The sequence below is a fragment of the Paenibacillus sp. J5 genome (assembly GCF_054955055.1).
Genome location: NZ_JBUEDD010000005.1, coordinates 440721 through 466582 on the forward strand (window position 1 = coordinate 440721; position 25862 = coordinate 466582).

General features: G+C 53.4%; 20 protein-coding genes and 1 tRNA gene. 8 read left to right on the forward strand and 13 right to left on the reverse strand.

The window, feature by feature from the left end; all coding sequences use genetic code 11:
- Positions 1-12: 12 nt before the first annotated feature.
- The 13 genes from ACY1JZ_RS11980 to ACY1JZ_RS12040 form a co-directional block, all read right to left on the reverse strand.
- Positions 13-837 carry a cytochrome C assembly family protein gene (locus ACY1JZ_RS11980; RefSeq protein WP_462629341.1) on the reverse strand — a complete coding sequence of 275 codons (825 nt, stop codon included), beginning with the start codon at positions 835-837 and terminating at the stop codon, positions 13-15.
- A gap of 39 nt (positions 838-876) precedes the next feature.
- Positions 877-2286, reverse strand: a complete 1410-nt coding sequence (hemA, locus tag ACY1JZ_RS11985; protein WP_270164676.1) for a glutamyl-tRNA reductase — start codon at positions 2284-2286, stop codon at positions 877-879.
- A 264-nt stretch (positions 2287-2550) separates the two neighbouring features.
- The gene (gene speD, locus ACY1JZ_RS11990; RefSeq protein WP_270164677.1) at positions 2551-2949 is read right to left on the reverse strand and encodes an adenosylmethionine decarboxylase; all 399 of its coding nucleotides are present in this window, start codon (positions 2947-2949) and stop codon (positions 2551-2553) included.
- A 235-nt stretch (positions 2950-3184) separates the two neighbouring features.
- Positions 3185-4099, reverse strand: a complete 915-nt coding sequence (locus ACY1JZ_RS11995; RefSeq protein WP_462629342.1) for a phosphotransferase — start codon at positions 4097-4099, stop codon at positions 3185-3187.
- 242 nt (positions 4100-4341) lie between these two features.
- A complete protein-coding gene (locus ACY1JZ_RS12000; protein WP_270164680.1) occupies positions 4342-4932 on the reverse strand; it encodes a non-ribosomal peptide synthetase module in 591 nt (196 codons plus the stop codon).
- A 185-nt stretch (positions 4933-5117) separates the two neighbouring features.
- The gene (gene yihA, locus ACY1JZ_RS12005) at positions 5118-5753 is read right to left on the reverse strand and encodes a ribosome biogenesis GTP-binding protein YihA/YsxC (protein ID WP_462629344.1); all 636 of its coding nucleotides are present in this window, start codon (positions 5751-5753) and stop codon (positions 5118-5120) included.
- A complete protein-coding gene (gene lon / locus ACY1JZ_RS12010) occupies positions 5750-8116 on the reverse strand; it encodes an endopeptidase La (RefSeq protein ID WP_462629345.1) in 2367 nt (788 codons plus the stop codon). The genes yihA and lon overlap by 4 nt, the downstream gene beginning before the upstream one ends.
- A gap of 36 nt (positions 8117-8152) precedes the next feature.
- The gene (lonB, locus tag ACY1JZ_RS12015) at positions 8153-9865 is read right to left on the reverse strand and encodes an ATP-dependent protease LonB (RefSeq protein ID WP_462629346.1); all 1713 of its coding nucleotides are present in this window, start codon (positions 9863-9865) and stop codon (positions 8153-8155) included.
- 135 nt (positions 9866-10000) lie between these two features.
- A complete protein-coding gene (gene ispG, locus ACY1JZ_RS12020; protein ID WP_270164686.1) occupies positions 10001-11122 on the reverse strand; it encodes a flavodoxin-dependent (E)-4-hydroxy-3-methylbut-2-enyl-diphosphate synthase in 1122 nt (373 codons plus the stop codon).
- Positions 11123-11345: 223 nt separating this feature from the next.
- On the reverse strand, positions 11346-12602 hold the full coding sequence (clpX, locus tag ACY1JZ_RS12025; RefSeq protein ID WP_270164688.1) for an ATP-dependent protease ATP-binding subunit ClpX: 1257 nt from the start codon (positions 12600-12602) through the stop codon (positions 11346-11348).
- Between the two features lie 23 nt (positions 12603-12625).
- The gene (gene clpP / locus ACY1JZ_RS12030) at positions 12626-13213 is read right to left on the reverse strand and encodes an ATP-dependent Clp endopeptidase proteolytic subunit ClpP (protein ID WP_270164690.1); all 588 of its coding nucleotides are present in this window, start codon (positions 13211-13213) and stop codon (positions 12626-12628) included.
- A 409-nt stretch (positions 13214-13622) separates the two neighbouring features.
- Entirely contained in the window at positions 13623-14924 is a 1302-nt protein-coding gene (gene tig / locus ACY1JZ_RS12035; RefSeq protein ID WP_462629347.1) for a trigger factor, read from the reverse strand.
- Positions 14925-15124: 200 nt separating this feature from the next.
- On the reverse strand, positions 15125-15997 hold the full coding sequence (locus tag ACY1JZ_RS12040; RefSeq protein ID WP_462629348.1) for a hypothetical protein: 873 nt from the start codon (positions 15995-15997) through the stop codon (positions 15125-15127).
- Between the two features lie 336 nt (positions 15998-16333).
- Between ACY1JZ_RS12040 and ACY1JZ_RS12045 the strand changes: the two genes are divergently transcribed.
- From ACY1JZ_RS12045 to ACY1JZ_RS12080, 8 genes are all read left to right on the forward strand, one after another.
- Positions 16334-16407 (forward strand) — tRNA-Arg (locus ACY1JZ_RS12045).
- 121 nt (positions 16408-16528) lie between these two features.
- A complete protein-coding gene (locus tag ACY1JZ_RS12050) occupies positions 16529-18055 on the forward strand; it encodes a copper amine oxidase N-terminal domain-containing protein (RefSeq protein WP_462629349.1) in 1527 nt (508 codons plus the stop codon).
- A 304-nt stretch (positions 18056-18359) separates the two neighbouring features.
- Positions 18360-20219 (forward strand): SLC13 family permease, encoded by a 1860-nt coding sequence (locus ACY1JZ_RS12055; RefSeq protein ID WP_462629404.1) that lies wholly within the window; start codon positions 18360-18362, stop codon positions 20217-20219.
- Positions 20220-20394: 175 nt separating this feature from the next.
- Positions 20395-20934, forward strand: coding sequence for a phosphatidylglycerophosphatase A family protein (locus ACY1JZ_RS12060; RefSeq protein WP_270164697.1), 540 nt, complete (start codon positions 20395-20397; stop codon positions 20932-20934).
- A gap of 224 nt (positions 20935-21158) precedes the next feature.
- A complete protein-coding gene (locus tag ACY1JZ_RS12065) occupies positions 21159-21866 on the forward strand; it encodes a response regulator transcription factor (RefSeq protein WP_462629350.1) in 708 nt (235 codons plus the stop codon).
- Complete coding sequence (locus ACY1JZ_RS12070) at positions 21863-23362, forward strand: sensor histidine kinase (RefSeq protein ID WP_462629351.1); 1500 nt, start codon at positions 21863-21865, stop codon at positions 23360-23362. Before ACY1JZ_RS12065 ends, ACY1JZ_RS12070 begins: the two co-directional genes overlap by 4 nt.
- A gap of 36 nt (positions 23363-23398) precedes the next feature.
- Positions 23399-24568 (forward strand): hypothetical protein, encoded by a 1170-nt coding sequence (locus tag ACY1JZ_RS12075; RefSeq protein ID WP_462629352.1) that lies wholly within the window; start codon positions 23399-23401, stop codon positions 24566-24568.
- A 178-nt stretch (positions 24569-24746) separates the two neighbouring features.
- Complete coding sequence (locus ACY1JZ_RS12080; RefSeq protein ID WP_462629405.1) at positions 24747-25787, forward strand: LacI family DNA-binding transcriptional regulator; 1041 nt, start codon at positions 24747-24749, stop codon at positions 25785-25787.
- Positions 25788-25862: the final 75 nt, after the last annotated feature.

Below are 25862 nucleotides of genomic sequence, written 5' to 3' on the forward strand. Positions count from 1 at the left end.
CTGCGATATTAACTATGACAGCCAATTATGAAACCGGGATAGGGAATTCGCGAATCCGTTGGACAACAGCAGCACGAATGCGGCGATGTTCCAGATCGCCGTCCTCACCCCGGACTGCCGAAGCACGGTGCGCTGAAACATGTAGTAGAAATAGGCAACGACAGCAAACAAGGAAGAAAACACTTTAAAGTCAAGCAGCAACGTAATTTTCCCATCAATAATTATCGCCGTCACGGCGACGGCGAGCGACAGCACCAGCAACGGCAGCCCCGTTACAACCAGACGAAAAACATACCGATCCATGATCTCCAGACTAGGCAGACGCTTCATCGTTTTTGACCAACGCTTCCGCTTCAGTCCCCTGTGGAGGAACAAATACATGCAGGATAGGATCATGGCGATGGTAAACATCGCATAAGCGCATGAGATCAACACAATATGCAAGTAGAGCAGCGTTCTCGACAGCTCTCCGTTGCCTAATGGAATGAGCACGCCAGGCTTCGTCAGAAGATTCAGCACCAAGACGACAAAGCCGACAACATTTGCGAAAAATACGACATATTCCAAACGAAAAAATCGGCTCATAACAAGCGATATCGTGACAAGCAGCCATGAAAAAATAAACAAATATTCAAATAACGCATACACCTCTAGGTGCAGATGAAGCAAAATTCGATAGATTAAATAGCCTGTCTGCAAAATCCATACGAAAATAAGGAGCCCTGTGCCTATCCGTTTTGCTCTCCAACTCGCATCCGCAGCATCGGAGAAATAAAACAGCAGGCTCAGGGCATACACATAAATCATGATGTCATACAACATATTATTCGTAATCATAGGCGCCTCCTGAATGTTTGCGCCTGCCTTAGCCTCACCCTACGTGACGACAGCAGTCCTGCCGTTCACTGCCGCATGCGCTGGCCGGGCGTTGACTTGTGCAGTATTGTGCGGCTTTAATGCATGCAAGGACGCTACTGCTTCTTTCTCTGCAAGCCGCTCGGCTGCCTTTGCCTGCTCCAGAGGCTCCTCCAGGGCAAAGAGCTTTACGAACATATCCATCGCTTCATCAGAGCGCTTATCGCCGGACATTTCCTTAATCCGTTGAATCGGATCAGACAACAATTGATTAACGATGCTCTTCGTCAGCTTGCGAATGACCTTCTGCTCCCGCTCGTCCAGATCAGGCAGCTTGTTGAACATGCTCTCCATCGTTTCCTGATGGATTGCAGCGGCCTTCTCCTGAAGTGTCCGAATGAGCGGAATGACGCCAAGCGTCTTATACCATTGCTTGAAGTCCGCCATTTCCTCTGCGATCATCGCTTCAATCTTCTCCGCCTCGCGGCGGCGCTGCTCCAGATTGCTCTCCACGATCCCTTCCATATCATCAATATCGTACAGGAACGTGTTCTGAATGGTGGCAATCGTCGGGTCCAGGTCACGAGGCACAGCAATATCGATTAGAAACAGCGGCCTGGAAGCCCGCCGCTTCATAACCGGCTCCATCATTTCCCGTGTCAGGACATAACCATCCGAGCCAGTGGAGCTAATGACAATATCCACCTCATGCAGCAAGCCTACCGCCTCGTCCATTGTCCGTGGCTCACCGTTGAACTTGCCAGCGAGCGCAGCAGCACGCTCATACGTCCGATTGACGACAATAACCCGACTAGCGCCATTCGCATACAAATGCTTCACTGTCAGCTCGCTCATCTTGCCTGCGCCGATAATCATCACGGTCTTGTTTTGGAAGCGTCCGAAGATGCGCTTGCCCAGTTCGACAGCGGCGTAGCTTACCGAGACCGCAGTCTCGCCGATCATCGTCTCGGTATGAGCGCGCTTGGCCAGCGTAACAGCCTGCTTGAACAGCATATTGAACAAGGTGCCTGTCGTCTTCTGCTCCTGAGCGAGCAAGAAGGCGTTGCGAACCTGTCCGAGAATTTGCGTCTCGCCGATCACCATCGAGTCCAGTCCCGAAGCGACTCGCATCAGATGCTCGATCGCCCGATCATCCTCATACATATATAAATGGTTCGTAAACTGCTGCCGCGGCAGCTTAAACCATTGCTCCAGAAAGCTTCGAATATAATGCCCGCACAAATGGTGCCGATCTACAACCGCATACACTTCCGTCCGGTTACAGGTCGCAACGATGACACATTCCATTATGCTCTTCATCTGCTTGAGTTGCCTCAAGGCCATAGGCAGTTCGCGGTCAGCAAAGGCAAACTGCTCCCTTACCTCAACCGGAGCCGTCCGATGGTTCAGACCAACCACAATAATGTGCACCTGCAATCACCTGCCTCGTCTAAGATTTCTAAAGTTCATTATAACATAGTCCTATATGACGTACTTTTCTATTTATGAATAATGTATGAACCATACCTTCTCTATTGTGAGCGTCCTGGGCAGCGGTTATACTCCATATCAGGCAAAAAATAACGTGCATGGGCTACATAAAGAAAGAGCCATGGAGGTAACCCATGGCTTGGTAACAGTACAAGAAGCTCCGCGCTTCCTGCATGGACTTGTATATCTCCAATGAGCCGGGAATTATACCAGCTCTGTTTGCTTCATCACAGGCTCTACAACTTGCAATTCTCCCATTCCGCGAACAAGCTTCTTCGCATGAACAGTCTTAGGCTTCAGCACGGACAACATGTAATCAATCGCAAGCTGCGGATCAACAGTTTCGCCGCATGTGTAACAATCCATAGCAGCAAAACCTTTCTCAGGATACGTGTGAATGGACAGATGGCTTTCTGAGAGCAACACTAGCACCGTCGCTCCTTGAGGCTCAAATTGCTTGGCCTGAACTGAGAGTACAGTAGCACCGCAATTCTCTGCGGCTTCTACCATTTGGGCTTGTAAAAATTCCGCGCTGTTCAACAACTCAAAGTCGACTCCCCAAGTGTCAACAGCAACGTGTCTTCCGAAAGTAGAGTATTCCATCTTCCGGCTCCCCCTTCCTAGGAATAAAATGTCAAAAAAATTTCATCCGCTAGGACCTACGTCATTCACTACCCAAGGGAATAATCTCTCGAAACATTCCATGTCCTGAGTGAATCCTGGTTCCTAATATTCTGTTCAACGAGAATAAAAATAACATCTATCCGGGAGAAATGCAACCCTTTTTTAAAAAAACAATGATTTCCTTCGTCAGGGTGTGTCGCTGCTCCCTATGAGCCTAATCCGACAGTGCCCGCATGATGTTGGATTTCGCCTCTGCCGCAATCACTTCATTCCCGTCATCGACCGCTTGCATTAAGATCAGCATGGGGATGTATACCGCGATCAGCCGTGCCAGCAGCTTCGTTTCCTCGTCCGCTCCTCCATACGTTTCGAAAAACACGCCGCGAGCGTGAGGTGGTAAAAAGCTATAAGCAACGCTCAAATCGCAAGCCGGATGGCCTACGCTCAGATCGCCCCAATCAATGATGCCAGAAACGATCCCGTTCTCATTCACAAGCATATTTTTGAAATGAAGATCGCCATGTAGCAGTGCATTCACCGCCTCCACACGATTCTTTTGCAGGCTGCTAATATACGCTTCGATCACACCGGACTCCTCCGGCGACAAGTGTTCAACCACCTTCGATAGAAAGCCCTCCATTTTCACTTTGCGTGATGCTATGTCCGTCAAGTTACGATGATCTTGCTGAACTCCGCACTTCAGCGCCGTTTGCACCGGAAACTCATGCAATCTCCGCAAAAATTTCGCCAGCGTCTCTGCCGATAAAGCCCGGCGTTCTTCCGTCAAACCGATCGGGAAATCTCCTGGCATGTAGGCATAGCCAAGAAATGGTGCCGGGTATTCGTCACTTGCTTCGCCATAAAACAACGGTTTCGGATAGGGGATGGTCATATATGCCTCCAGCTTCGGCAGCAGCTTCCCTTCCATACGAATCGAGCCAACTGCAAACGTTCTTCTCGGAAACCGGAACACGTACTCGTCACCGATGAGAAACACCGTATTGTCCCAGCCCCAGCCCAATCGCTTCACTTGCTTCGATGACAATTGGGGAAATTGTCTGCCGATTAGCGTCCGCGCCTGCTCTTCGTCAACCTCCCACTCCGCATCCCATACATTCGTTCCTCCCATGAATTGTCTGCCTCCTCTTTACTTACGATATGTAGATATTTACATTCCCTGGAGGCTGTGCTTAACTGCCCGTTGGGGAGCTTAACAAAAATAAGCCGAAAGCCGACGTTTGGTATTCGTATCGGTCACAGTAAACAGGGACGATTTGAGCCAGAAAAAAGACCGTCCCTGCCCGAACAAGCCATTATGCTTGTCGGGCGGTGAACAGTCTCTACAGCTAATTCCTATCGGTTGTATAAGGGCTATGCTTCCAACACAAACAGCTTGCGTGTATGCTCCCGAAGCCGCTCGTCGATCGCTGCAATCTCGTTCGTCTGCTTCGCCTGATTGCGCAAATCAAGCAGCTCGTTAATCGCATTGTGGATCAATGCAATCTCCTGCTCAACCGCCTGGCTGACAAAACGCCGCTCGAGCAATCCAACCGTATCCTTCCATTCGAAGACCACCCGTTGCTGGCCCCCGGAGGACTCCACAATCTTGTGCACGGCTCCTCGCACATAATAATAAATCATCGTATAATTCGAATAAATACGGTTGACAACGGCGTCTCCCTTGAACATGGAAACCGCCTTGCGCATCGCATTCGTCAATTTGGGGTATAACAGACGGCAGGATAGCACACTGACGTAAAGATGACCTTGCCGTTCAAACGTGAGACGGACTTCCTCCTTGCCCGCATCATCCTCCAGCACCAGCTCCTGATTGCCGCCGTCAAGCACGCGCACATGCAACCGAATCTGCTGGTCTCCGAAGAACCGGACAAACCTGGACATTTCCTCTTCTGTTAACTGCAGACGGGCGCTTACATACTCTGTGGCTAACCGCTGAGCCATACAAATCTCCTCAATTCTTTGAAGCTTGCTCCTAAAGATAATTATACGCGATTTGATCATATTATTCCTGCTGCTCAGTCTTTAAATTTTCGCATATTTCCATGAAATCACGAAAAATCAGGGATGAGTACGGGAAATTTCCCTGTATCCTCCGTTTTCGCCAGCAAGTTCATCGACTTTCTTGTCTATTCATCGTTCTCCGGCTCAGGCTGCTGCGTCTCTCCAGGCTGCTGACCTGCTTCCATCCGCTGTCTGATCGCCTCCCATAGCTCATCCCGGCCTAGCCCCAGTTCAGAGGAATAGAGAATGAACGGGTCGCGCGGGTCCGCGCCAAGCTCCTGCTTGATCATCTTCTGATGCTTGGCCCATTTGCTGCGTGGAATTTTGTCCGCCTTGGTCGTGACGATCGTGACTGGAATCTCAAAGTGCTTGAGCCAGTCATACATCAGCTTGTCGTCCTTGCTGGGCGGATGGCGCAAATCAATAATAAGCAGTACGGCCTTGAGCGGCTCGCGCTCCTTCAGATAGGTCTCGATCATGACCCCCCATGCCTGCCGTTCCGTCTTGGATACTTTGGCATAGCCATAGCCCGGAAAGTCAACAAGGTAGACCATATTGTTCACGCGGTAATAATTGAGCTGCTGCGTCTTGCCCGGCTGCGAGCTCGTTCTGGCGAGCGCCTTGCGCTGCATCAGGCTGTTGATCAGCGATGACTTTCCGACATTGGAACGCCCTGCCAGAGCAATCTCTGGCAAGGCGTCCTCAGGATATTGATGCGGCTTGACCGCACTGATGACAAATTCGGCTTGTGTTATTTTCATTCGATTCTCCCTGTAACTGGTGCTGCCGTCTGATCCGCGCTTCCGAGCAACGCCAGCCCGAGCACCTCATCCATGCTGGACACCGGATAGAACTCCAGCTCCTCGCGCACGCTGTCGGGGATGTCTCGCAGATCGCGCTCATTGTCCTTAGGCAGCACGATTCTGCGAATACCGGCACGGTGGGCAGCCAGTGATTTTTCCTTTAATCCGCCGATCGGCAGCACACGGCCGCGCAGCGTAATCTCTCCTGTCATTGCCACTTCTTTATCGACATATCTCCCGGTCAGCGCCGAGATGAGCGCCGTCGCCATCGTAATGCCCGCCGACGGCCCATCCTTCGGAATAGCTCCTTCCGGGATGTGAATGTGAATATCGTTCTTCTCATGGAACTGCGGATCGATCCCCAGTTCCAGCGCTCTGGAGCGCGTATAGCTGAAGGCTGCCTGAGCCGACTCCTTCATGACATCTCCCAGCTTGCCAGTCAAGGTCAGCTTGCCGCTCCCCGGCATAATCGTGACCTCAATGACCAGTGTATCGCCGCCCACCTCTGTCCAGGCAAGACCCGTCACAGCACCGATCTGGTTCTCGGATTCCGCCATGCCGTAACGGAATTTGGCTGGCCCGAGCCATGCCTTGAGCTGCGTGGAATCGACATCGATCGGCGCCTTCTGCGGATCGGTGACCAGCTCCTTCGCCGCCTTGCGGCATAGCGCCGCCACCTGCTGCTCCAGATTGCGAACCCCTGCTTCTCGCGTATACTCCCGAATCATCTGCAGCACTGTCGGCTCTTCTACACTCAACTGCTCCTCGGCCAGACCGTGATCCTTCTTCTGCTTCGGCAGCAAATACCGCTTGGCGATCTGAGTTTTCTCAAGCTCCGTATAGCCGGGAATGTAGAGCACCTCCATCCGGTCAAGCAGCGGCCGCGGGATGTTGTGGACGACGTTAGCTGTCGTAATGAACATAACATGGGATAAGTCAAAAGGAACCTCGATAAAATGATCGCTGAACGTATTGTTCTGCTCTGGATCAAGCACCTCAAGCAATGCAGAGGCCGGATCGCCTCGGAAATCCATCGCCATCTTGTCAATCTCATCAAGCAGGAAGACCGGATTGCTCGTACCTGCCGTCTTCATCCCCTGGATGATCCGGCCAGGCATGGCGCCAACATAGGTTCTGCGGTGACCCCGAATCTCCGCCTCATCGCGCACGCCCCCCAGGGAGATACGGACAAATTCCCGCCCGAGCGACTTGGCGACTGAACGAGCCATCGAGGTCTTGCCGACACCGGGAGGCCCGACAAGACAGAGGATCGGCCCCTTGAGCTTTTGCACTAATTGCTGAACCGCCAGATATTCCAGCACCCGCTCCTTGGGCTTCTCCAGACCATAGTGATCCTCATCCAGTATCGCCTCGGCACGCTTGATGTCGAGCTGATCCTCTGTCTGCTTCTCCCAAGGCAGCGATAGCAGCCAATCGATATAGTTGCGAATAACGCCGCCCTCGGCAGAAGTAGGAGGCATCTTCTCCAGACGGTCGATTTCCTTCTCGACCTTCTCACGCACCGTATCCGGGAGAGCCGCCTCCGCCAGTTGACTGCGCAGCTCCTCGACTTCGCCTGCCCGACCCTCCTTCTCGCCAAGCTCCTTCTGGATCGCCTTCATCTGCTCGCGCAGATAGTATTCCTTCTGCGTCTTCTCCATCTGCTTCTTCACACGCTGACTGATCTTGCGCTCCAGCTCCAGCACTTCGCGCTCGTTGTTCAGTATGTCCAGCAGCTTCTCCAGACGATCTTTGACCGGGATGGTCTCCAGGATGTCCTGTTTATCTTTAATCTTGAGCGTGAGATGGCTCGTGATGACATCCGCCAGCCGCCCCGGCTCGTCGATGTCCGATACGGCCGCCAGCGTCTCTGGCGTCACTTTCTTGGACAAGTTGATATAATGCTCGAACTGGGTCAGCACCGTGCGCATGAGTGCGTCGATCTCGGGGTCATTCGGCTCTTCCTCCGGCAACTCCTTGGCCGTCACCTCATAGAACTCCTCATTGGGCAAGTAAGCCATGATCTCTGCTCTCATGACCCCCTCTACGAGCACACGAATCGTGCCGTTAGGGAGCTTGAGCATCTGGCGCACCCGTGCGATCGTTCCTACACGGTATATATCCTCCTGGCTCGGCTCCTCAATATTGACCTCGGATTGGGAACAGAGCAGTATCATATGATCATCAACCATCGCCTTCTCCAATGCACGAACCGATTTTTCACGGCCTACATCGAGATGGAGCACCATGCTCGGATACACGAGAAGCCCTCTTAGCGGCAGCAGGGGCAGACGACGGTTTTTCCATTTGCCTGGCACCAAACCAGCACCTCCAATTATCTGTCTTGCCCTATTTTATCATTCTGCGGAATCTGCCTGCAAATAAGATACCCCAGTTGGCGCAAAAATTTCATTTGGCTGCAAGGCAACATCCGGTGCGCTCAGCATCTCGCCACGGATCGGCAGAGCCAGCAGCAGCACTTCCTTAATATGCTCGGCGGCTACCACCTTCACGCCCTGCAGGTCATTGAAGATCGCCTGCCAGTTCTCCTTAGGAATAATCACGGTCTCCGCTCCAGCCTGGAAGGCCGCCTCAACCTTGGCCAGCACACCGCCGACCGGCTTGACATTGCCGTGAATCCCGACCTCTCCAGTCATCGCCAGCTTGTTATCTACAGGCTCGCCGGAAATGGCCGAGGCGATCGCCGTCGCCATCGCAATCCCTGCCGATGGTCCGTCGATCGGCGTGCCGCCAGGAAAGTTAATGTGCAGATCGTAATGCTCCGGCTTCAGCCCGATCCGGCGCAGCACAGTGAGCACATTCTCTACCGAGCCTTTGGCCATGCTCTTGCGCCGCAGCGTCCGTGAGCCGCCGCCCAGCTCCTCCTCATCGACAACCCCTGTAATTGTGTAGCTGCCTTTGCCCGCTTCTGCGGGAATGGCGCTCACCTCAATCTCCAGCAGCGTGCCCATATTCGGCCCATACACAGCCAGCCCGTTCACGAAGCCAACCTGCGGATGAGCAGGCACCTTGCGGTCTGGACGGGGCGGAATCTGGCTGCTGTTCACCACCCACTCCACATCGGCCGCATGGATGTTATCGCGGCCTTCGGACAACGCCAGTCCTGCTGCCAGTTGCACCACGTTCACCGCCTCCCGGCCGTTCGTTGCATATCGCTTGACGACCTCAACCGCTTGCTCATCCGGCTTGAAGCCGATCTTGCGAATGGCGCTTGTGGCGATCTGACCGATCTCCTCAGCAAGCAGCGGCCGAAAATATATCTCCATGCAGCGTGAGCGGATAGCAGGGGGAATCTCCTGCGGCGAGCGGGTCGTCGCACCTACCAGCCGAAAATCGGCAGGCAATCCATTCTGAAAAATATCATGAATGAACATCGGCACATTCGAGTCCTCAGAGTTGTAATAGGCGCTCTCCAGGAACACCTTGCGATCCTCCAGAACCTTTAACAATTTATTCATCTGCACCGGATGCAATTCGCCAATCTCATCAATAAACAGTATACCGCCATGCGCCTTCGTCACAGCGCCCGGCTTCGGCTGCGGAATTCCCGCAACCCCCATGGCTCCCGCTCCCTGGTAGATCGGATCATGTACGGAGCCGATTAACGGGTCAGCGATGCCGCGTTCGTCAAATCTGGCGGTAGTAGCATCAATCTCGGTGAATTTGGCATCGTTCATAAAAGGCGAGGACGGATTCTTCTTCGCCTCCTCCAGCACCACTCGTGCGGCTGCGGTCTTCCCGACACCGGGCGGTCCATAGATAATAACATGCTGTGGATTGGCGCTGCACAGCGCCGCCTTGAGTGCGCGCAGGCCATCACGCTGTCCGACGATGTCCTTCATCGTCTGCGGTCGTGTCTTCTCCGCCAGCGGCTTCGTCAGCGAGATGCTGCGCAGCTTGCGCAGCTTATCCATCTCCTTCTTCGACTCTCTGTCAACTGCTGTCCGGTTCGTCTTCTGGTTGCGCAGCAAATTCCAAAAATACAGCCCGATCACAATAGCAAAAAACACTTGAATCAACATCACCACAACGCCAATGTTTATATTCATGTTCCTTGTCGCTCCTCCCTGCTTGCTTGCAATTCTACTACTTGTTAGTATTGCCCCGCGCAGGTAGGAATAACCGTCACACCTGAATAAAAAACTCCAACTTCGCCACTGCAAAGTCGGAGTCGATTATGGCCGTTATGAGGATGACTGAGCCTGTAGATGCTTCTCGCGACCCGGGATTTCTCCCGTCTCCTCGTACACCCTCACGATTTCATCGATTTCTTTTTTCAACTCGTTCAGCAGCTCCGCCTCCGGGACTTTGCGGATCATCTGTCCATAACGGAACAGCAGTCCCTCGCCGCGCGCCCCGGCAATGCCGATGTCCGCTTCCCGAGCCTCTCCCGGTCCATTCACAGCGCAACCAAGCACAGACACCTTGATAGGCACCTTGATGTTGGCAATGTACTCTTCCACCTCGTTGGCGATAGAGAACAGATCAATATCCAGCCGTCCGCATGTCGGGCAGGATACCAGCGTTGCTGCATTGGAGATCAGGCCAAATGTCTTGAGCAGCTCGCGAGCCACCTTCACTTCCTCTACCGGATCAGCACTAAGCGAGATGCGAACAGTATTGCCGATTCCCATGGCGAGCAGCGCACCGATGCCCGCGGAGCTCTTGATGGTTCCCGAGTAGAGCGTTCCGGCCTCTGTAATTCCCAGATGAAGCGGATATTTGATCTTCTCCGCAGCCATCCGATAAGCGTCAAGCGCCATCGGCACATCGGAGGCCTTCAGGGACACAATAATATTGTGAAAATCCAGCTCCTCCAAAATGCCAATATGGAACAGGGCACTCTCCACCATCGCCTCCGCGGTTGGATAGCCGTACTTCTCCAGCAGATGGTTCTCCAGCGAGCCGGCATTCACACCGATTCGGATCGGAATGCCATTCTCCTTGCACGCCTTCACGACAGCCTCGACCTTCTCGCGGCGGCCGATATTGCCCGGATTAATCCGCACCTTATCAATGCCGTTCTCGATAGCCAGCAATGCCAGACGATAGTCAAAGTGAATATCGGCGACCAGCGGAATATGGATGCGCTTCTTGATCTCCTTGATGGCAGCAGCAGCTTCCTTATTGTTGACCGTCACTCGTACAATCTGGCAACCGGCCTCCTCCAGCCGCAATATCTCAGCAACCGTAGCTTCAACATCAGCGGTTTTGGTGGTACACATACTCTGAATGATGACTTCATTGTTGCCGCCGATCGTCAGATCCCCTACCTTGACCGGCACTGTGTCTTTGCGCAGATACATCCGTAACCTCTCCCATCCAAGCGTAAACGGTCAAGCCGTCTTTGAACGGCGCAGCTTCGTTTCGCGTAGATATATAAGCCTATTTTAAGATTCCTACTTACAATCCTTATCTATCAAGCGTAAACGGCCAAGCCGTCTTCGACCGTAGATATATTACAAAGTCAAATTCCACCCGTACAGCAGGACCTGCCTGCCTATACGGGTGGTTCAAGGTTCAATGCCGTTACGCGCTCTCTTCCTTCTTCTTGCCCTTCTTCATCGACAGCTCTGGCATAATCTTATCTTCAACAACCTTCTCGGTGATGACGCAGCTATTCACATCATCGCGCGAAGGTGCCTCATACATGACATCCAGCATCAGCGACTCGATGATCGCCCTCAAGCCGCGCGCTCCCGTATTGCGCTTGATCGCTTCCTTGGCGATCGCTTCCAGTGCAGCTTGCTCGAACTCGAGCTTGATGCTGTCCATCTCCAGCAGCTTCTGGTACTGCTTGACGAGCGCATTCTTAGGCTCAGACAGAATCCGCACCAGCGCTGGCTCGTCGAGTGGCTCCAGGCTGGAGATAACCGGCAGACGACCTACAAATTCCGGTATGAGACCGAACTTGAGCAGGTCTTCCGGCAGTACCAGCGACAGATACTCGCCAGCCTTCAGCTCCTTCTGCCCTTCGCCGGATGCATTGAAGCCAATAACCTTCTTGCCGATCCGACGCTTGATGATTTGCTCCAGACCGTCAAAGGCTCCGCCGCAAATAAACAGAATATTCGTCGTGTCGATCTGGATAAATTCCTGATGCGGATGCTTGCGCCCGCCTTGCGGTGGAACCGAGGCAACCGTACCCTCCAGAATTTTCAGCAGCGCCTGCTGAACGCCCTCGCCCGATACATCACGGGTGATGGACGGGTTCTCTGACTTGCGCGCCACCTTGTCAATCTCGTCGATATAGATAATGCCGCGCTCTGCTTTCTCTACATCGTAGTCAGCCGCCTGGATCAGCTTGAGAAGAATATTCTCGACATCCTCACCGACATAGCCAGCCTCGGTAAGCGAGGTGGCATCAGCAATAGCAAATGGCACGTTAAGAATCTTCGCCATCGTCTGCGCGAGCAATGTCTTCCCTGAACCCGTTGGACCGACGAGCAGAATGTTGCTCTTCTGCAATTCCACATCTTCAATCTTGCTCTGGGTGTTGATCCGCTTGTAATGATTATATACCGCTACAGCAAGCGATTTCTTCGCTTGATCCTGACCAATAACGTATTGGTCAAGAATCTGGCGAATATCCATCGGCTTAGGGATGTCCTTCATATCCAGCTCTTCTTCATGCCCCAATTCTTCCTCAACAATCTCCGTGCACAGCTCAATGCACTCATCACATATATATACCCCTGGTCCGGCAACTAGCTTGCGAACCTGGTCCTGAGATTTTCCGCAAAAGGAACATTTCAGTTGGCCCTTTTCATCGTTGAATTTAAACATCTGGTCACCCCTTCAGTTAAATATTACAGCTCGTTGCTGGACACAACCTTGTCGATCAGCCCATAAGCAAGCGCTTCGTCTGCGCTCATGAAATAATCCCGATCTGTATCACGGTCAATCTTTTCATAAGGCTGTCCGGTACGCTCAACATAGATCTCGTTAAGCTTTTTCTTCGTGCGAAGAATCCAGTCCGCATGAATTTTGATGTCTGTTGCCTGTCCCCGTACACCGCCTAGAGGCTGATGAATCATAACCTCGCTGTTAGGCAGCGCAAGACGCTTGCCCTTCGCCCCTGCAGTCAGCAGCAGAGAACCCATGCTCGCCGCCATTCCGACACAGATCGTCGACACATCCGGCTTGATGTACTGCATCGTATCATATATGCCCATTCCGGCTGTAACGGAACCGCCGGGAGAGTTAATGTAGAGATGAATATCCTTCTCAGGATCATCTGCAGCCAGGAACAACAATTGCGCAATGACGAGATTGGCGACATCATCATCAATAGCACTGCCCAGAAAGATTATTCTGTCCCGAAGAAGACGGGAATAAATATCGTAGGATCGTTCTCCACGACTGCTTTGCTCTACCACGATAGGTACAAGATTCATGCGACCAACCTCTTTTCGTTATGGAAATTGTGGATTCCATTTTTATTTTAACATGTTCGGAAAGGGATGTCATTTTTCCCTGGCAGTACAGTATACGTCGGGGTCGCCACATTTAATACGGCCCCAGGCCAACATCAGGTCTAAGGGTATGTACAAACTGTGGAGGATGGATAATTGTGCACTATTATACAGCACTCTTCTCTCACTACCCAAAACAAGCCGCACGTGAATCATCAACGGCGGCTCCTTCGGAGCAGCGTCAAGCCATCCTCGGTCAAGCTGGTATTGCAATATGTAGGTTGCTGCTATATAAGCTCGTTACAGGTGCGCGCCCCCCCAACGATCCTATATATTTTAAAATAAGGCACGTATCAAAAAGAAACGTGCCTTATCCCTCTGGATAACTATGTTATGCGACTTCGGTTACGGTCTTGCTATTGTCGATCAGGAATTGAATGGTTTTGCGCAGCATGAGATCTTCTCTCAGATTCTCCAGGTTGCCGTTGCGAGTGAAGATTTCACGCAGCTCCTCGGCTGGGCGGTTGTAGGATACGGACAATTTCTCCAGTTCCTCGCTCAGCTCCTCTTCGCTGATTGTAATGTCTTCAACCTTCGCGATCTGCTCCAGCACCAGATTGTTGCGAACGCGCTTCTCAGCATCCACACGCATCTGGCCGCGCAGCGCAGCCTCATCCTGGCCGGAGAACTGATAGTACAGATCCAGGCTCATGCCTTGGGAACGCAGACGGTTCTCGAAGTCTCTGAGAATGTAGTCTGTCTCTGTGCTGATCATCGCCTCAGGAATCTCGATCTCAGCAGCTTGCGCTACCTTCTCGACTACAGCTACCTCGCGCGCTTGCACTGCAGCTTTTTCCTTTTGCTCCTTCAAGCGTCCGGTCAGGTCTTGCTTGAACTCCTCCAGCGTGTCGAATTCGCTGACATCCTTCGCGAACTCGTCATCCAGTGCAGGGAGAGCCTTGCGCTTGATTTCATGCAGCTTTACCTTGAACACGGCAGGCTTGCCAGCCAGGTTCTCGGAATGATAAGCCTCTGGGAAGGTTACCTCAACATCCTTGAAGTCACCGATGTTCATGCCAACCAGTTGCTCCTCAAAGCCAGGGATGAACGAACCCGAGCCCAGCTCCAGCGCATAGCGCTCGCTCTGACCGCCTTCGAATGGCTCGCCATCTACGAAGCCTTCAAAATCGATAATCGTGGTGTCGCCGTTCTTCGCTTCGCCTTCATCGATGACGATCAGCTCCGCATGGCGTTGCTGCAGGCGCTCCAGCTCAGCCGCCAGCTCTTCTTCTGTCACTTCGACTTGCGGCTCTTCCACTTCAACGCCCTTGTACTCGCCCAGCGTTACTTCTGGCTTCACGGTTACTTTGGCCTTGAACTTGAAGGTTTCGCCAGTTGCGAATTGCTCTACATCAATCTCAGGGCGGTCAACGGCAATAACGCCAGTCTCGCGCAGCGCAGCAGAATAAGCCTCTGGAAGCAGAATGTCAATCGCATCCTGATACAGACTCTCGATTCCAAAACGCTTCTCAAACATACTCCGCGGCACTTTACCTTTGCGGAAGCCTGGTACGTTTACTTTCTGAACAACCTTCTTGAATGCCTTGTCCAATGCCTGTGTGACCTGCTCCACTTCAACCTCAACGCTAATCTCCACGAGGTTCTTTTCTATCTTTTCCCAACTTGCTTTCATTTTATGCTTTCCCCTCCAAAATTACGCATCCTAGTCAATTTCATAACACAGAAAATACTACAAGATCAATATAGTTCCTGTCTCCAAAATGCTGCCTTCATCGAGCAATTGGCGGGGGTTATGAAATTGATTCATCCGCACGTTATTTCCGTTCATAAACCATTCCATTATAAACAACATTACAGCCGATTTCAAGGCTCTCAATCATCACCTTGGCCAAGTCCGGCATTATTAACCTGCCTTAGCAGTCTACATGCCTGCTCGTATCGAAAGCGAAGCGCCTGAGTGATGCCATAGGTATCCCGCAGCTCATCATCATCAGCCATCCCGTAAGCCGCCAGCAGCACGCTCTGGTGAAGCGCGGCCGCGAAGCAATCCAGCATGTCCGCATCGTCGCGCAGCAGCCAGCTATACATGGAGGTTCCATATACAAACTGAAGGCATTCCTTCCACATCTCTCTGGCAAAATGAGGCAGCGTCGGATCTGATGTCTCCGTCACCTGCTCGACGCGCTCCAGCACCTGAATGACCGCAGGGGGAAATTGTTCCAACGATAGCGGCGTGTCGCCGATCTCCAGTTCAACCTCCTCCGACATCCGGGTCAAGTGAATCACACCAGAAACGCCGCGTCTGCGAAGGCATTGCAGCGCCTTGAACTGGAGCACAGGATGGAGAGGCGCCGCAGACAACCAGGTCACAATCTCCTCGTCAATCTGCGGGTGCTGCAAGAGGGCGGCACGCTCCAGCGCCAGCATCTGCTGATCGATCATCGGGTGGTGCTTCATTATATACAGCACCTGGCGGATATACGCCTCATCCTGCGGCCCGGCTCCGAGCGCCTGATGCCGCAGCTCCTCCTCATCGTCCTGTGTGTCCGTGCTTTCCACACCAGATGGAAATGCCATCTCCAGCCAATTCAGCAGATTCGTCCATTCCTCATAATTGCGGGCATCCTCTCCCCTGCACTGCAACAGAAACTGCAGCAGCTCGCGTGCCTCCCCGTATTGCTCCGCCTCAAGCATCCGGGTTAATTGAATCTGATAGTGATCCAGCATCTTCGGAAAAAGGTACACGTTCTCCGCGCCGGAATCACCTTGGGGTCGTCTGGGATCTGTAATGGTAACACCGCCTTCTATCCGAATCCTAGTGCTAAATAACCGCTCGTTATTTTACGCCATCATTATATCATAAGAGCGGGAAAAGAGAAAAATATGGAATGGGAACAAACACCCGTTTGCACGTCGTGCCTTCTTCATCATATTGCATCTCTTATTGCATTCATTTCCCGTATTATGCTATTATAATTGCGCTAATGGCAAACTGTCTGCAACTTTTTTTGAGGAAAAGTATTGCCTTGGACTATAAACCATGGTATGATCTTTTATGTTGTGTTTTTGATATTTCTTCCTGTCCCAGTAGCTCAGTTGGATAGAGCACTCGCCTTCTAAGCGAGTTGTCGGGGGTTCGAATCCCTCCTGGGACGCTTTTGAATATTTCCTACAAGTCGCCCATTAGGCGACTTTTTTGTTTTCCCGCAGCATTCACATTTTCTATGATTATGTCGATGAGAACCCTAAACAACATTTTAAGAGAGGAAGAACGACATGCAACGCTATATTCAGACAGCACTCGCTGCCATAATGACCCTTTTCCTTTTCCTTGCCCTTCCGCTCCACGTGTCCGCCAACAATCTCGACAGCCTCCCCGAGCCGGACTGGACCTTTACCGCCCCTGACGAATCGAATCTGTACTTGTACCCAGGCGCTGCCCGGTTTACAGATACGTCTGTGTACCTTTTTGCAGGCGAGAGACTGTACATTTTGGACAAAAAGACAGGGAAGCAACGGGCAAGCATCTCGCATCTTGTCGACTCCAAGGTCTTGTTCAGCTTCTTCGGCTCCAGGGCAGAGGTAGGGACGGACGGCCATGTCTATATTTTGACCACTCATGAGAATGCGTCCGGGGCCTTAAAGGAACGGCTGACTGCCTACAGCGCTAACGGCGCCAAGCTCTGGGTCAAAAACTATGATGAGAAAGTGCGCTCCAATGCCGGGGTAACCCTCCTTAGTGACGGCACCGTGCTGGTCTACCTGGAGACCGCCTCGGAGCAGCAGACCACCTACCGTTATGATTCGCAGGGCAAGCTGCTTGGCAAGCAGCAATGGAGCGGAGCCACGTATGGCTTCAGCAACGGCTACCTGCCGTTGTACAATTGGACGGGCAAAGCCTCCAGCCGCGTCACCTTCTATAATAGCAGTCTGGTGAAGCAGTTCAGCTATGACATTAAATTTGAGGAGGGCATGTTCCTTGGGCTGGCGCCCGATGGCTACCTCTATCGCCAACTCGCTGACAGCGCTCCCGGAACCGACAGACTTGCAATGTTCGATACCCGAGGCAAGCTGATCTGGAACAAAAATCTGACGGGCGATCTGTTCATTCTGGACTTCAAGGAGCAAATGGTGGTCGGAAAACGCGGATTTTCAGCGGGACTTGTCGGCATCTTGGGCTATAAAGAACTGTTCTGGATCGACAATCAGGGGCGAATGCACAAGGCTTCAGCCGATGCTCCGACCTATTACCAGACGGCCTATGACAATACAATCATGCTCATGGAAAAATCAAAGCTTTCCATCTACGAGGCAGTCGGCTCTACATCTCCATACCTCAAGCGGCTTCATACCCTAAGCACAGCGAACCTGAACAACAAGGAGAACTTTCTGTACGAGGGCGAAGGCATCGTCTATTATGGGGATAAAAACAAGCTTCAACGGCTCAATCTGGCTCATCCGCCAGTTCGCGTCTACATAAACGGAGAGAAAGCATCGCTCGGCGCGTCGCCGCAAGTCATTAACGGCACGCTGATGGTTCCGCTGCGCGGCACCGTTGAAGCGCTCGGCGGCTCCATCAAGCGCCTGGATGCTACAGTGACGGTTACGGTGGGCGATAACAAGGTCATGATGACGGTCGGCAAGAAGACGGCAATGGTCAATGGCAATCCGCAACAGCTAGCCGCGGCGCCCGTAGAGCGCGGAGGACATACGCTGGTGCCGCTGCGTTTCCTGAGTGAAGCGCTCGGCGCGAAGGTAAAGTGGGATCAAGCGGCAGGCACCGTGCATATCGATCTGTCATAGACTGTGCTTGCTGAAGGCTCTGGCCTGATGGCCGCTTGGCATCTGAAGCCAGGCGTCTGAAACCAGACGCCTGCAGCCCTAGCCATATGTGCTATGCTAAAAGTCATTGCAGTGCCTTAATTGTCGCTCGCTGCCGATAATTAAGGCAAAATGGTTAATTATGTCCAACAACATGACCTGTCACAACTATAATCGCTTATGATGGTAAAAAGACATCGCAAGCATAACCAGACAGCACCGTACCTATCGGTTCATTTTCTGACTAGAAGCAGTGTCTGTTCGACGGGAGGTCACTCGTATGCAAATGGCAATTACACTTCTTATTCTCGCCGGCTCCGCCGTCTTCTTCATGAGCGGCAGAGTACGCTCCGATCTGGTCGCAATCTGCGCTCTGCTCCTGCTGCTGCTGAGCGGCATTCTGGAGCCTGCCGAGGCACTATCCGGCTTCTCCAATTCGGTCGTCATTATGATGATCGGATTGTTCATCGTCGGCGGGGGCATCTTCCAGACTGGCCTAGCGAAGATGATCAGCAGCCGACTGCTCAAGCTCGCGGGCAACAGCGAGCTGAAGATGTTTCTCGTCGTTATGCTGGCGACGGCCTTCATCGGCGCCTTCGTCAGCAACACGGGCACCGTTGCGCTGATGCTGCCGATCGTGGTCAGCATGGCGACGAGCGCCAACATGAATCCGGCGCGGCTGCTCATGCCGCTTGCCTTTGCCAGCAGCATGGGCGGCATGCTGACCCTGATCGGCACACCGCCCAACCTGGTCATTCAGGATGCGCTGATTGCTGCCGGATTCGAGCGGCTGTCCTTCTTCTCCTTCACTCCGGTTGGACTGATCGTCCTGGCTGCGGGCATCATCTTGCTCAGCCTGCTAACACGGCTGCTGGGCACGAAGAGGGATGACCGAGATGAAGCCGGTCATGGCAGCCGTTCGCTCAAGGAGCTGGCTGGCGAATATCAGATCTCGCAGAACCTGTTCCGCGTTCGCGTCAAGGAGCGCTCCTCGCTCAATGGGCATAAGCTGGCTGAGCTGGATATACCGGAGCGATTCAATATTAGTATTATTGAGGTTCGGCGCAAAACCTCGCATAAAAATCCGTTCTTCAAGACGCTTAGCCAGCAATTCGCCGGCCCGGACACTCTCATTGCCGAGGGCGACATCCTCTATGTGCTTGGCGACTTCGCGCAGGTGAAGCATTTTGCCTGCAAGAGCGGATTGCAACTGATGGACGCTGCCACACGGGAGCAGGACACGTCTAGCGCAGGCAACAATACACTGAGCTTTCAGGAGATTGGTATTGCCGAGGTGCTGCTAACGCCGACCTCCATCCTGCTGAACAAGTATATTAAGGATTCCGGCTTCCGCGAGAGATATAATGTCAATATATTGGGCATCAAGCGCAAGGGTGAATACAAGCTGAGGCAGCTCAAGGATGAACGGATACGGATCGGAGACGCGCTGCTTGTACAAGGCACCTGGAGCAACATCGCGCGGCTGGAGAGAGAACAGAGCGATCTCGTCGTCGTCGGGCAGCCGCTGCAGGAAGCCGCCAAGGTAACGCTTGACCACAAAGCCCCGATTGCCGCAGGCATCATGCTGCTGATGGTCGCCCTGATGGTGCTTGACCTGTTCCCTGCCGTCGTCTCGGTCATGCTCGCCGCAGTGCTCATGATCATCACAGGCTGTCTGCGCAATATGGAGCAAGCGTACAAGACGATCAATTGGGAGAGCATCGTGCTGATTGCCGGGATGATCCCGATGTCGGCAGCGCTGGAGAAGACGGGGGCGGCTTCGCTGCTGTCGGGCGGGTTAGTGGGCGGACTCGGCAGCCTCGGCCCGCTGGCGCTGCTGGCCGGGGTGTACTTCACCACCTCGCTGATGACCATGTTCATCAGCAACACCGCAACCGCCGTCCTGCTCGCGCCGATCGCACTGGCTGCCGCTGCTGACATCGGCGCCAGCCCTTATCCGTTCCTGTTCGCCGTGACGATCGGAGCTAGTCTCTGCTTCGCCTCGCCGTTCTCGACGCCGCCCAATGCGCTCGTCATGGCCGCGGGCAAATATACCTTTATGGACTATATAAAGGTCGGGCTGCCGCTGCAAATCATCATCGGCGTGCTGATGATCATGGTGCTCCCGCTGCTGTTCCCGTTCTAGCTCGTCGGCTCCAGGCTGCAAGCCGCTACGCGAACGACAGACAGAGCTTCTACCTTAGCAGCAGCTTGCAGGAGCAGATTTGAGATGAGCGCAGGCATTGTAGTATGATGGACAAGAACCAACGATAGGGCAACCATTGCGATCTCATCCTGATAGTTCGAGGAGGCACTGCACGATGCAAGAGAAGAGCAAATACAGTCTGAACAGCACAGCGGTCGCAGAGGCGACCAAGCAATGGCTGGCCAAGCGCGGCGTTACAAATGAAGCCATTGCAGAGCTGGTCTACTTTTTGCAAAAGGATTATTTCCCGCAGCTCACCGTGGAGGAATGCGTCGTCCATGTAGAGGCCGTACTCACCAAGCGCGAGGTGCAAAATGCGGTTCTGACCGGCATTCAGCTTGATATGCTCGCAGAGGAAGGCAAGCTGCTGCCGCCGCTGCAGGAGATGATTCAGCACGACGAGGGACTATATGGCTGCGATGAGATTTTGGCGTTGTCCATCGTCAATGTATATGGCAGCATCGGCTTTACTAACTTTGGCTATGTAGACAAGCTCAAGCCAGGCATTCTGGTGAAGCTCAATAGCAAGACCGACGGAGAGATTCATACCTTCCTGGACGACATCGTCGGTGCGATCGCCGCATCCGCTGCCAGTCGCATCGCCCACCGCAAGCAGGCGGAACGGGAAGGCAGCACCGATGTCCCCTTGGACTAGGGTGTGTCTTCAACACCGACGGAAGCAAATCATAGCATACAGCAGCGCCCGGAGACATGCTCCGGGCGCTGCTGTTGTATGGCTGCAGGAGGAAGCTGGACACAAGTTGGCAATAACCTGCTGCTACAATAGAGAGCGCCGAAATCCCAGAGGAGCTCACAGGAGCGAATGAATCGGCGGGATGCAGGCCATCATTTTATATTATGTGAGAAGGAGAATGTGCCATGAACGCCTCTCTACCAGGCAAGGGGCAGCCTAAGAAGCTGCTGCTTATTGAGGATGAAGAAGCGATTGCGGATATTCTGTCCTATGCGCTGCGTAAGGAGGGATATACGGTATGCTCCGCCTCCACAGGAGCGGCAGGCTTGCGCCTGCTGGAGCAATACCAGCCTGATCTGCTGCTGCTGGATGTGATGCTGCCCGATATGGACGGGTTCGACATCTGCCGAAGGGTCGCCTCGGAGCATGCGATACCTATCATTATGCTGACGGCTCGGGATGAGCTGATTGACAAAATCGTCGGTCTGGAGCTAGGGGCAGACGATTATATGACCAAGCCGTTCGACATTCGCGAGGTTGCCGCCCGTATCAAGGCTGCACTGCGCCGAACACAGCGCCATGACGGGCGTAGCCGGATCAAGCTGGGGGAGCGAATGCATATTCAGCTCGACCCGGCTGCGCGCGAGGTCTTCAAGGATGGACACGAGATCAAGCTCAAGCCCAAGGAGTTCGAGCTGCTGCTGCTGCTCAGCGAAGCACCCGGGCGCGTCTTTACCCGCGAGGAGATATTGAGCCAGGTGTGGGAGATGGATTATGACGGTGATCTGAGAACCGTTGATGTGCATGTACAGCGTCTGCGCAAAAAACTGGACACCTCTCTTATTGATACGGTTTTTGGAGTCGGCTACAAGCTGAGAGGCGCAAAGCCATGATACTGGCTCGAACGATCCAAGGCAGATTCACGCGCGGGTTTGTACTCATCTTCACCCTCTCGGCCATCCTGATGTATCTGTATACCGGACATCTGCTGGACACGCGCACAGAACGCTTGGTGGAGTCTGACATGCAGCAGTTGCAGAAGCTGTCGCGGGAGATCGCCAAGCAGTCCGCCTTGTTAGCAGGGACGGCGGGGAACGGGACCGATCCGTCCCTTGCGGAGCGACTCGTGAAGCAACTGAGCGCGCACAGCCGAATGGCTGCCTTCTACGATCCACACGGCCAGCTCACAGCGGAGGCGCATGTATCGAAGAATGGCTTTATTCTGATGAGCCAGCGCGAGAGTGAACTGCTGCAACGCACGGAGCAGGATGTGCAGGCCGCGCTTAGCAATCGGTCACTCTACACTATCGCGCATCTGGAAGGCCCTCTCGTGCAGGCCGTCCTCACCTATCCATTATATATTGACGGGAAGCTGCTTGGCGTTATTCGCATGGTGCAGGATTATACAGCTACCTACGCGGACAATGACAGCCTGCTGCGACGCATGGCCCTGTTCACGCTGCTGCTGTTTGTGCTGGTGTTCGCCTTTTCCTACGTGCTGACCCGCAGCATCACAAAGCCGATGGCGATCCTGACCCGGGCATTGCGACAGGTGGGCGAGGGGAACTTCCTTACGCCTGCGATGCCCCTCCACGCTCAGGACGAGGTAGGCGAGCTGGCGCGCAGCTTTCAGGCGATGCGGGACAAGATCGAGCATCTGGAGCAGTCTCGCCAGCAGTTCTACCATCATGTCACCCATGAGCTGAAGACGCCGCTGACGACCATTTCGGGCTATGCCCAGATTATCGGAGAGCCTGGGTTTGCGGACGCTGAATTCCTGCACAAGGCTGCCAGCAAAATAACCGATGAAAGCAATCGTCTGCACCGTATGGTGATCGAGCTGATTCAGCTATCCCGGCGCGAGGGATGGGCTGCCAAGGGGACGGACAGGTCTCCCACGTCCATCGATTGGAGTGAGCTTGTCCGAAGCTGCTGCGAGGATATGGCAATGCCCGCTGCCCAGATGGACGTGAAGCTGCGGTTGCAGTTGTCGCCTGCTGTAGTGATGGCAGAGCACGGAGAGCTGCGGCAGGTGGTACTGAACCTGCTGGACAATGCGATCAAATATGCAGTCCGAGGAACCGAAATTCATGTCACTCTGCAGGCAGAGCAATCAACAGCCCGGCTATGTATAGCGAATTCCACCTCCCTGCCACTGGGCGATCATAGCGAGCAATTATTCGAGCCCTTCTATCGGGTTGGGGACAGACAGGCTCGGGATCGTGAGAGCATGGGGTTAGGGCTTGCCATTAGCCGCAGCATTATTCACCAGCATCAGGGAGTCATCCGTCTGGAGCATAATAACGGTCAAGTGATTGTCAGCGTCCTGCTCCCGCTCGGACATAACCCGGCAACAACTGGCTACGATTCGGCTACATCCGCTAGGTAGAGTAGAGGGGACCACATATACAGGAGGAATGATGAAATGAAACATCGCTTTGCCCTGCTCGGCCTTAGCGCCGCACTCACCGCTTCTCTGCTCTCCGGCTGCTCCTACATGAGCCATGCCAAGGATCGCCAGCAGACCTTTACACTCAGTCAGGATGTGCGTCAGGATAGCCTGGCCGCAGACCAGTCCAATGCCCTAACCCCCCGCCAGGAATATCAGCTCCCCGAATCGATCTCCTATCGCGACCTGCTCTCCATACGGGAAGGCCAGGCGCTTATGAATGGGGAGAACTATGTTGACCGCCTTGACCTTGCCTCACAGCAGAAAACCCGTCTGTTAAACTACCGCGCTGCGGCAGGCTCCGAAGATGGAGGCCGTTTGCTGTACAGACAGGATCAGGAACTATTCATCTACTCCGTCCATTCAGGCAAGAGCTGGAAGATTGCTGAACTGGAACGCGAGCCCCAAGACGATCCCATGGACGTGGGGGCTTACTTCGCAGACAAGGCTGGGCGCTATGTCATTCAGAAGCTTGCCGGGGACAAGCTGCAGTTGATCGACACCGATCAGGGAACAGCCCTCCCGCTGGATCTGGGCACCATCTTCAATACCCGCTCCTATGGATATGGCCCGCTCCGCTATCAAGATGGACAGCTCTATATTAATATTGCTGGAGACGGCTTAGACCACGGGCTGTACAAATTCGCGGCGGACAGACAATCTGCGACACCTGTACTGATCTGGCCGAACCAAGACGACTCGGCATCTGACAGGTTTGAGGTGCTCCGGGATGGCTCTGTTCTCTTCAGTGGAAGCTATAATAAGGAAAAAGGCATCTTCCGCTACGATCCATCAACGGGCAAGGCAGCCAGACTGGTAGCCGGCACGAAGGGAACAGAAGGCGGCCGCACGCCGTTCTTCAGCTTATCTCCTGATGAGAGCAAGCTGCTCTTTGAGGGCATCGTAGAACCGGAGTCGGCATCGACAGACGATCTCGAGCCCGATTTTATCTATGCAGCAGAATTATCAGGCATGGAGCTAACGCACATTCAACCTGTGCTGGAGCAGGTCTATCTCTATGCAGCCATCTTCCTCATGTCCAATTGGGAGGCGGATTCGCAGGCCTTCTCCATTAAGCTGCCAGCAGCAGCGGGATCAGAGCCCAGCGAGTGGATAAGCTCGATAGCCGTCTACAACCTAAACTAAACAACACATTCACCTGCAATAATTACAGCTAAATTAAACAAAATAAATCATGAAGTTTAGCTAAAAATATTGTAATCCTCCGTGCATCGTAGTACACTGGACTTATTTAGACCGTGCAATGGGAACAGATAGGGCTTCCATGTAGCCGTGTCCATAAGGAGAGTCGAACAACGTGAAGATGGAGGATATTGCAGCGCTTGCCCGTGTATCCAAGTCGGCCGTATCATTGGCCTTCAGCGGCAAGCCGGGCATCAGCGAGGAGACGCGAGCCCGCATTATACAGATTGCCCAAGAGAATGGTTATGCGCCGCGTGCGCGCAAAAGCTCGCTACCGCAGCCAGAGCTGGCGCCCAATCCGACACTGAGATTCATCGCCTGCACCAACTCGGGTATTGTGCTGGAGCAATTCAACAAGCAGCCGTTCTTCATGGAGCTGATCCAGTGCATCGAGGAGCAATGTCGGCTGCGGGGTTACTCCCTGCTCTACTCCTCTGTCCCGGCGGAGCAACTGGAGGAGAAGCTAGATCAATTCGCCGCCGAGCATGAGGTGAGCGGCATGATCCTGCTTGGTACCAATCTGACGCGCGAGCAGATCGAGCTGATTGCCTCCCGTGAGCGGAATCTGGTCGTGCTGGATACTTGTGTCGATACGCTGAATGCCAATTTTATCGTTATGAATAACCAGATGGGCGCCTACCAGGCATGCAAGCATCTGATTGAACTGGGGCACACCCGCATTGGCTATATCGAGTCCAGTCATCGGATGTACAACTTCGACTCCCGACGCAAGGGCTTCCTCCTTGCTCTCGCCGAGCATGAGCTAGGTCTGCGCAAGGAGGACATCTTTACGACCTTGCCGACTGTAATTACACCACAGGATGACTTCAAGCACATTATCGAGCAGCGCCGGGACGACCTGCCTACCGCCTTCTTCTGCGAATGCGATTATATTGCGATTAGTGCTATGAAGTCATTGATGGAGCTAGGCATTCGGGTGCCGGGAGACATCTCGATCGTCGGCTTTGACAATATTAATGAGTCCATGGTCATCTCCCCTGAGCTGACAACGGTTCATGTGGAGAAGGAGAAAATCGCCGAGTTGGCGGTGACGATGATGAAGCATCTCATGAGCAGCGAGAGCAGCATTAGCGTCAAGACCACGGTGGACACGCGTCTCATCGTGAGAAGATCAACCGCGGCGGCGGCTGTTGAATCTTAAAAAAGACTCTTTACGTTAAAGGTGGGTTATTTGTGAAGCAATTGTCCAATTATCTACATGTTCAAGCTATCGCTA

Coding starts and splice junctions, on each gene's coding strand:
- ACY1JZ_RS12070 (WP_462629351.1), top strand. CDS start 21,863: ATGATACTGGCTCGAACGATCCAAGGCAGATTCACGCGCGGGTTTGTA.
- speD (WP_270164677.1), bottom strand. CDS start 2,949: ATGGAATACTCTACTTTCGGAAGACACGTTGCTGTTGACACTTGGGGA.
- ACY1JZ_RS12065 (WP_462629350.1), top strand. CDS start 21,159: ATGAACGCCTCTCTACCAGGCAAGGGGCAGCCTAAGAAGCTGCTGCTT.
- tig (WP_462629347.1), bottom strand. CDS start 14,924: ATGAAAGCAAGTTGGGAAAAGATAGAAAAGAACCTCGTGGAGATTAGC.
- ACY1JZ_RS12080 (WP_462629405.1), top strand. CDS start 24,747: ATGGAGGATATTGCAGCGCTTGCCCGTGTATCCAAGTCGGCCGTATCA.
- clpP (WP_270164690.1), bottom strand. CDS start 13,213: ATGAATCTTGTACCTATCGTGGTAGAGCAAAGCAGTCGTGGAGAACGA.
- lonB (WP_462629346.1), bottom strand. CDS start 9,865: ATGAATATAAACATTGGCGTTGTGGTGATGTTGATTCAAGTGTTTTTT.
- ACY1JZ_RS12000 (WP_270164680.1), bottom strand. CDS start 4,932: ATGGCTCAGCGGTTAGCCACAGAGTATGTAAGCGCCCGTCTGCAGTTA.
- ACY1JZ_RS11980 (WP_462629341.1), bottom strand. CDS start 837: ATGATTACGAATAATATGTTGTATGACATCATGATTTATGTGTATGCC.
- yihA (WP_462629344.1), bottom strand. CDS start 5,753: ATGAAAATAACACAAGCCGAATTTGTCATCAGTGCGGTCAAGCCGCAT.
- ispG (WP_270164686.1), bottom strand. CDS start 11,122: ATGTATCTGCGCAAAGACACAGTGCCGGTCAAGGTAGGGGATCTGACG.
- ACY1JZ_RS12050 (WP_462629349.1), top strand. CDS start 16,529: ATGCAACGCTATATTCAGACAGCACTCGCTGCCATAATGACCCTTTTC.
- ACY1JZ_RS11995 (WP_462629342.1), bottom strand. CDS start 4,099: ATGGGAGGAACGAATGTATGGGATGCGGAGTGGGAGGTTGACGAAGAG.
- ACY1JZ_RS12055 (WP_462629404.1), top strand. CDS start 18,360: ATGGCAATTACACTTCTTATTCTCGCCGGCTCCGCCGTCTTCTTCATG.
- ACY1JZ_RS12060 (WP_270164697.1), top strand. CDS start 20,395: ATGCAAGAGAAGAGCAAATACAGTCTGAACAGCACAGCGGTCGCAGAG.
- clpX (WP_270164688.1), bottom strand. CDS start 12,602: ATGTTTAAATTCAACGATGAAAAGGGCCAACTGAAATGTTCCTTTTGC.
- ACY1JZ_RS12075 (WP_462629352.1), top strand. CDS start 23,399: ATGAAACATCGCTTTGCCCTGCTCGGCCTTAGCGCCGCACTCACCGCT.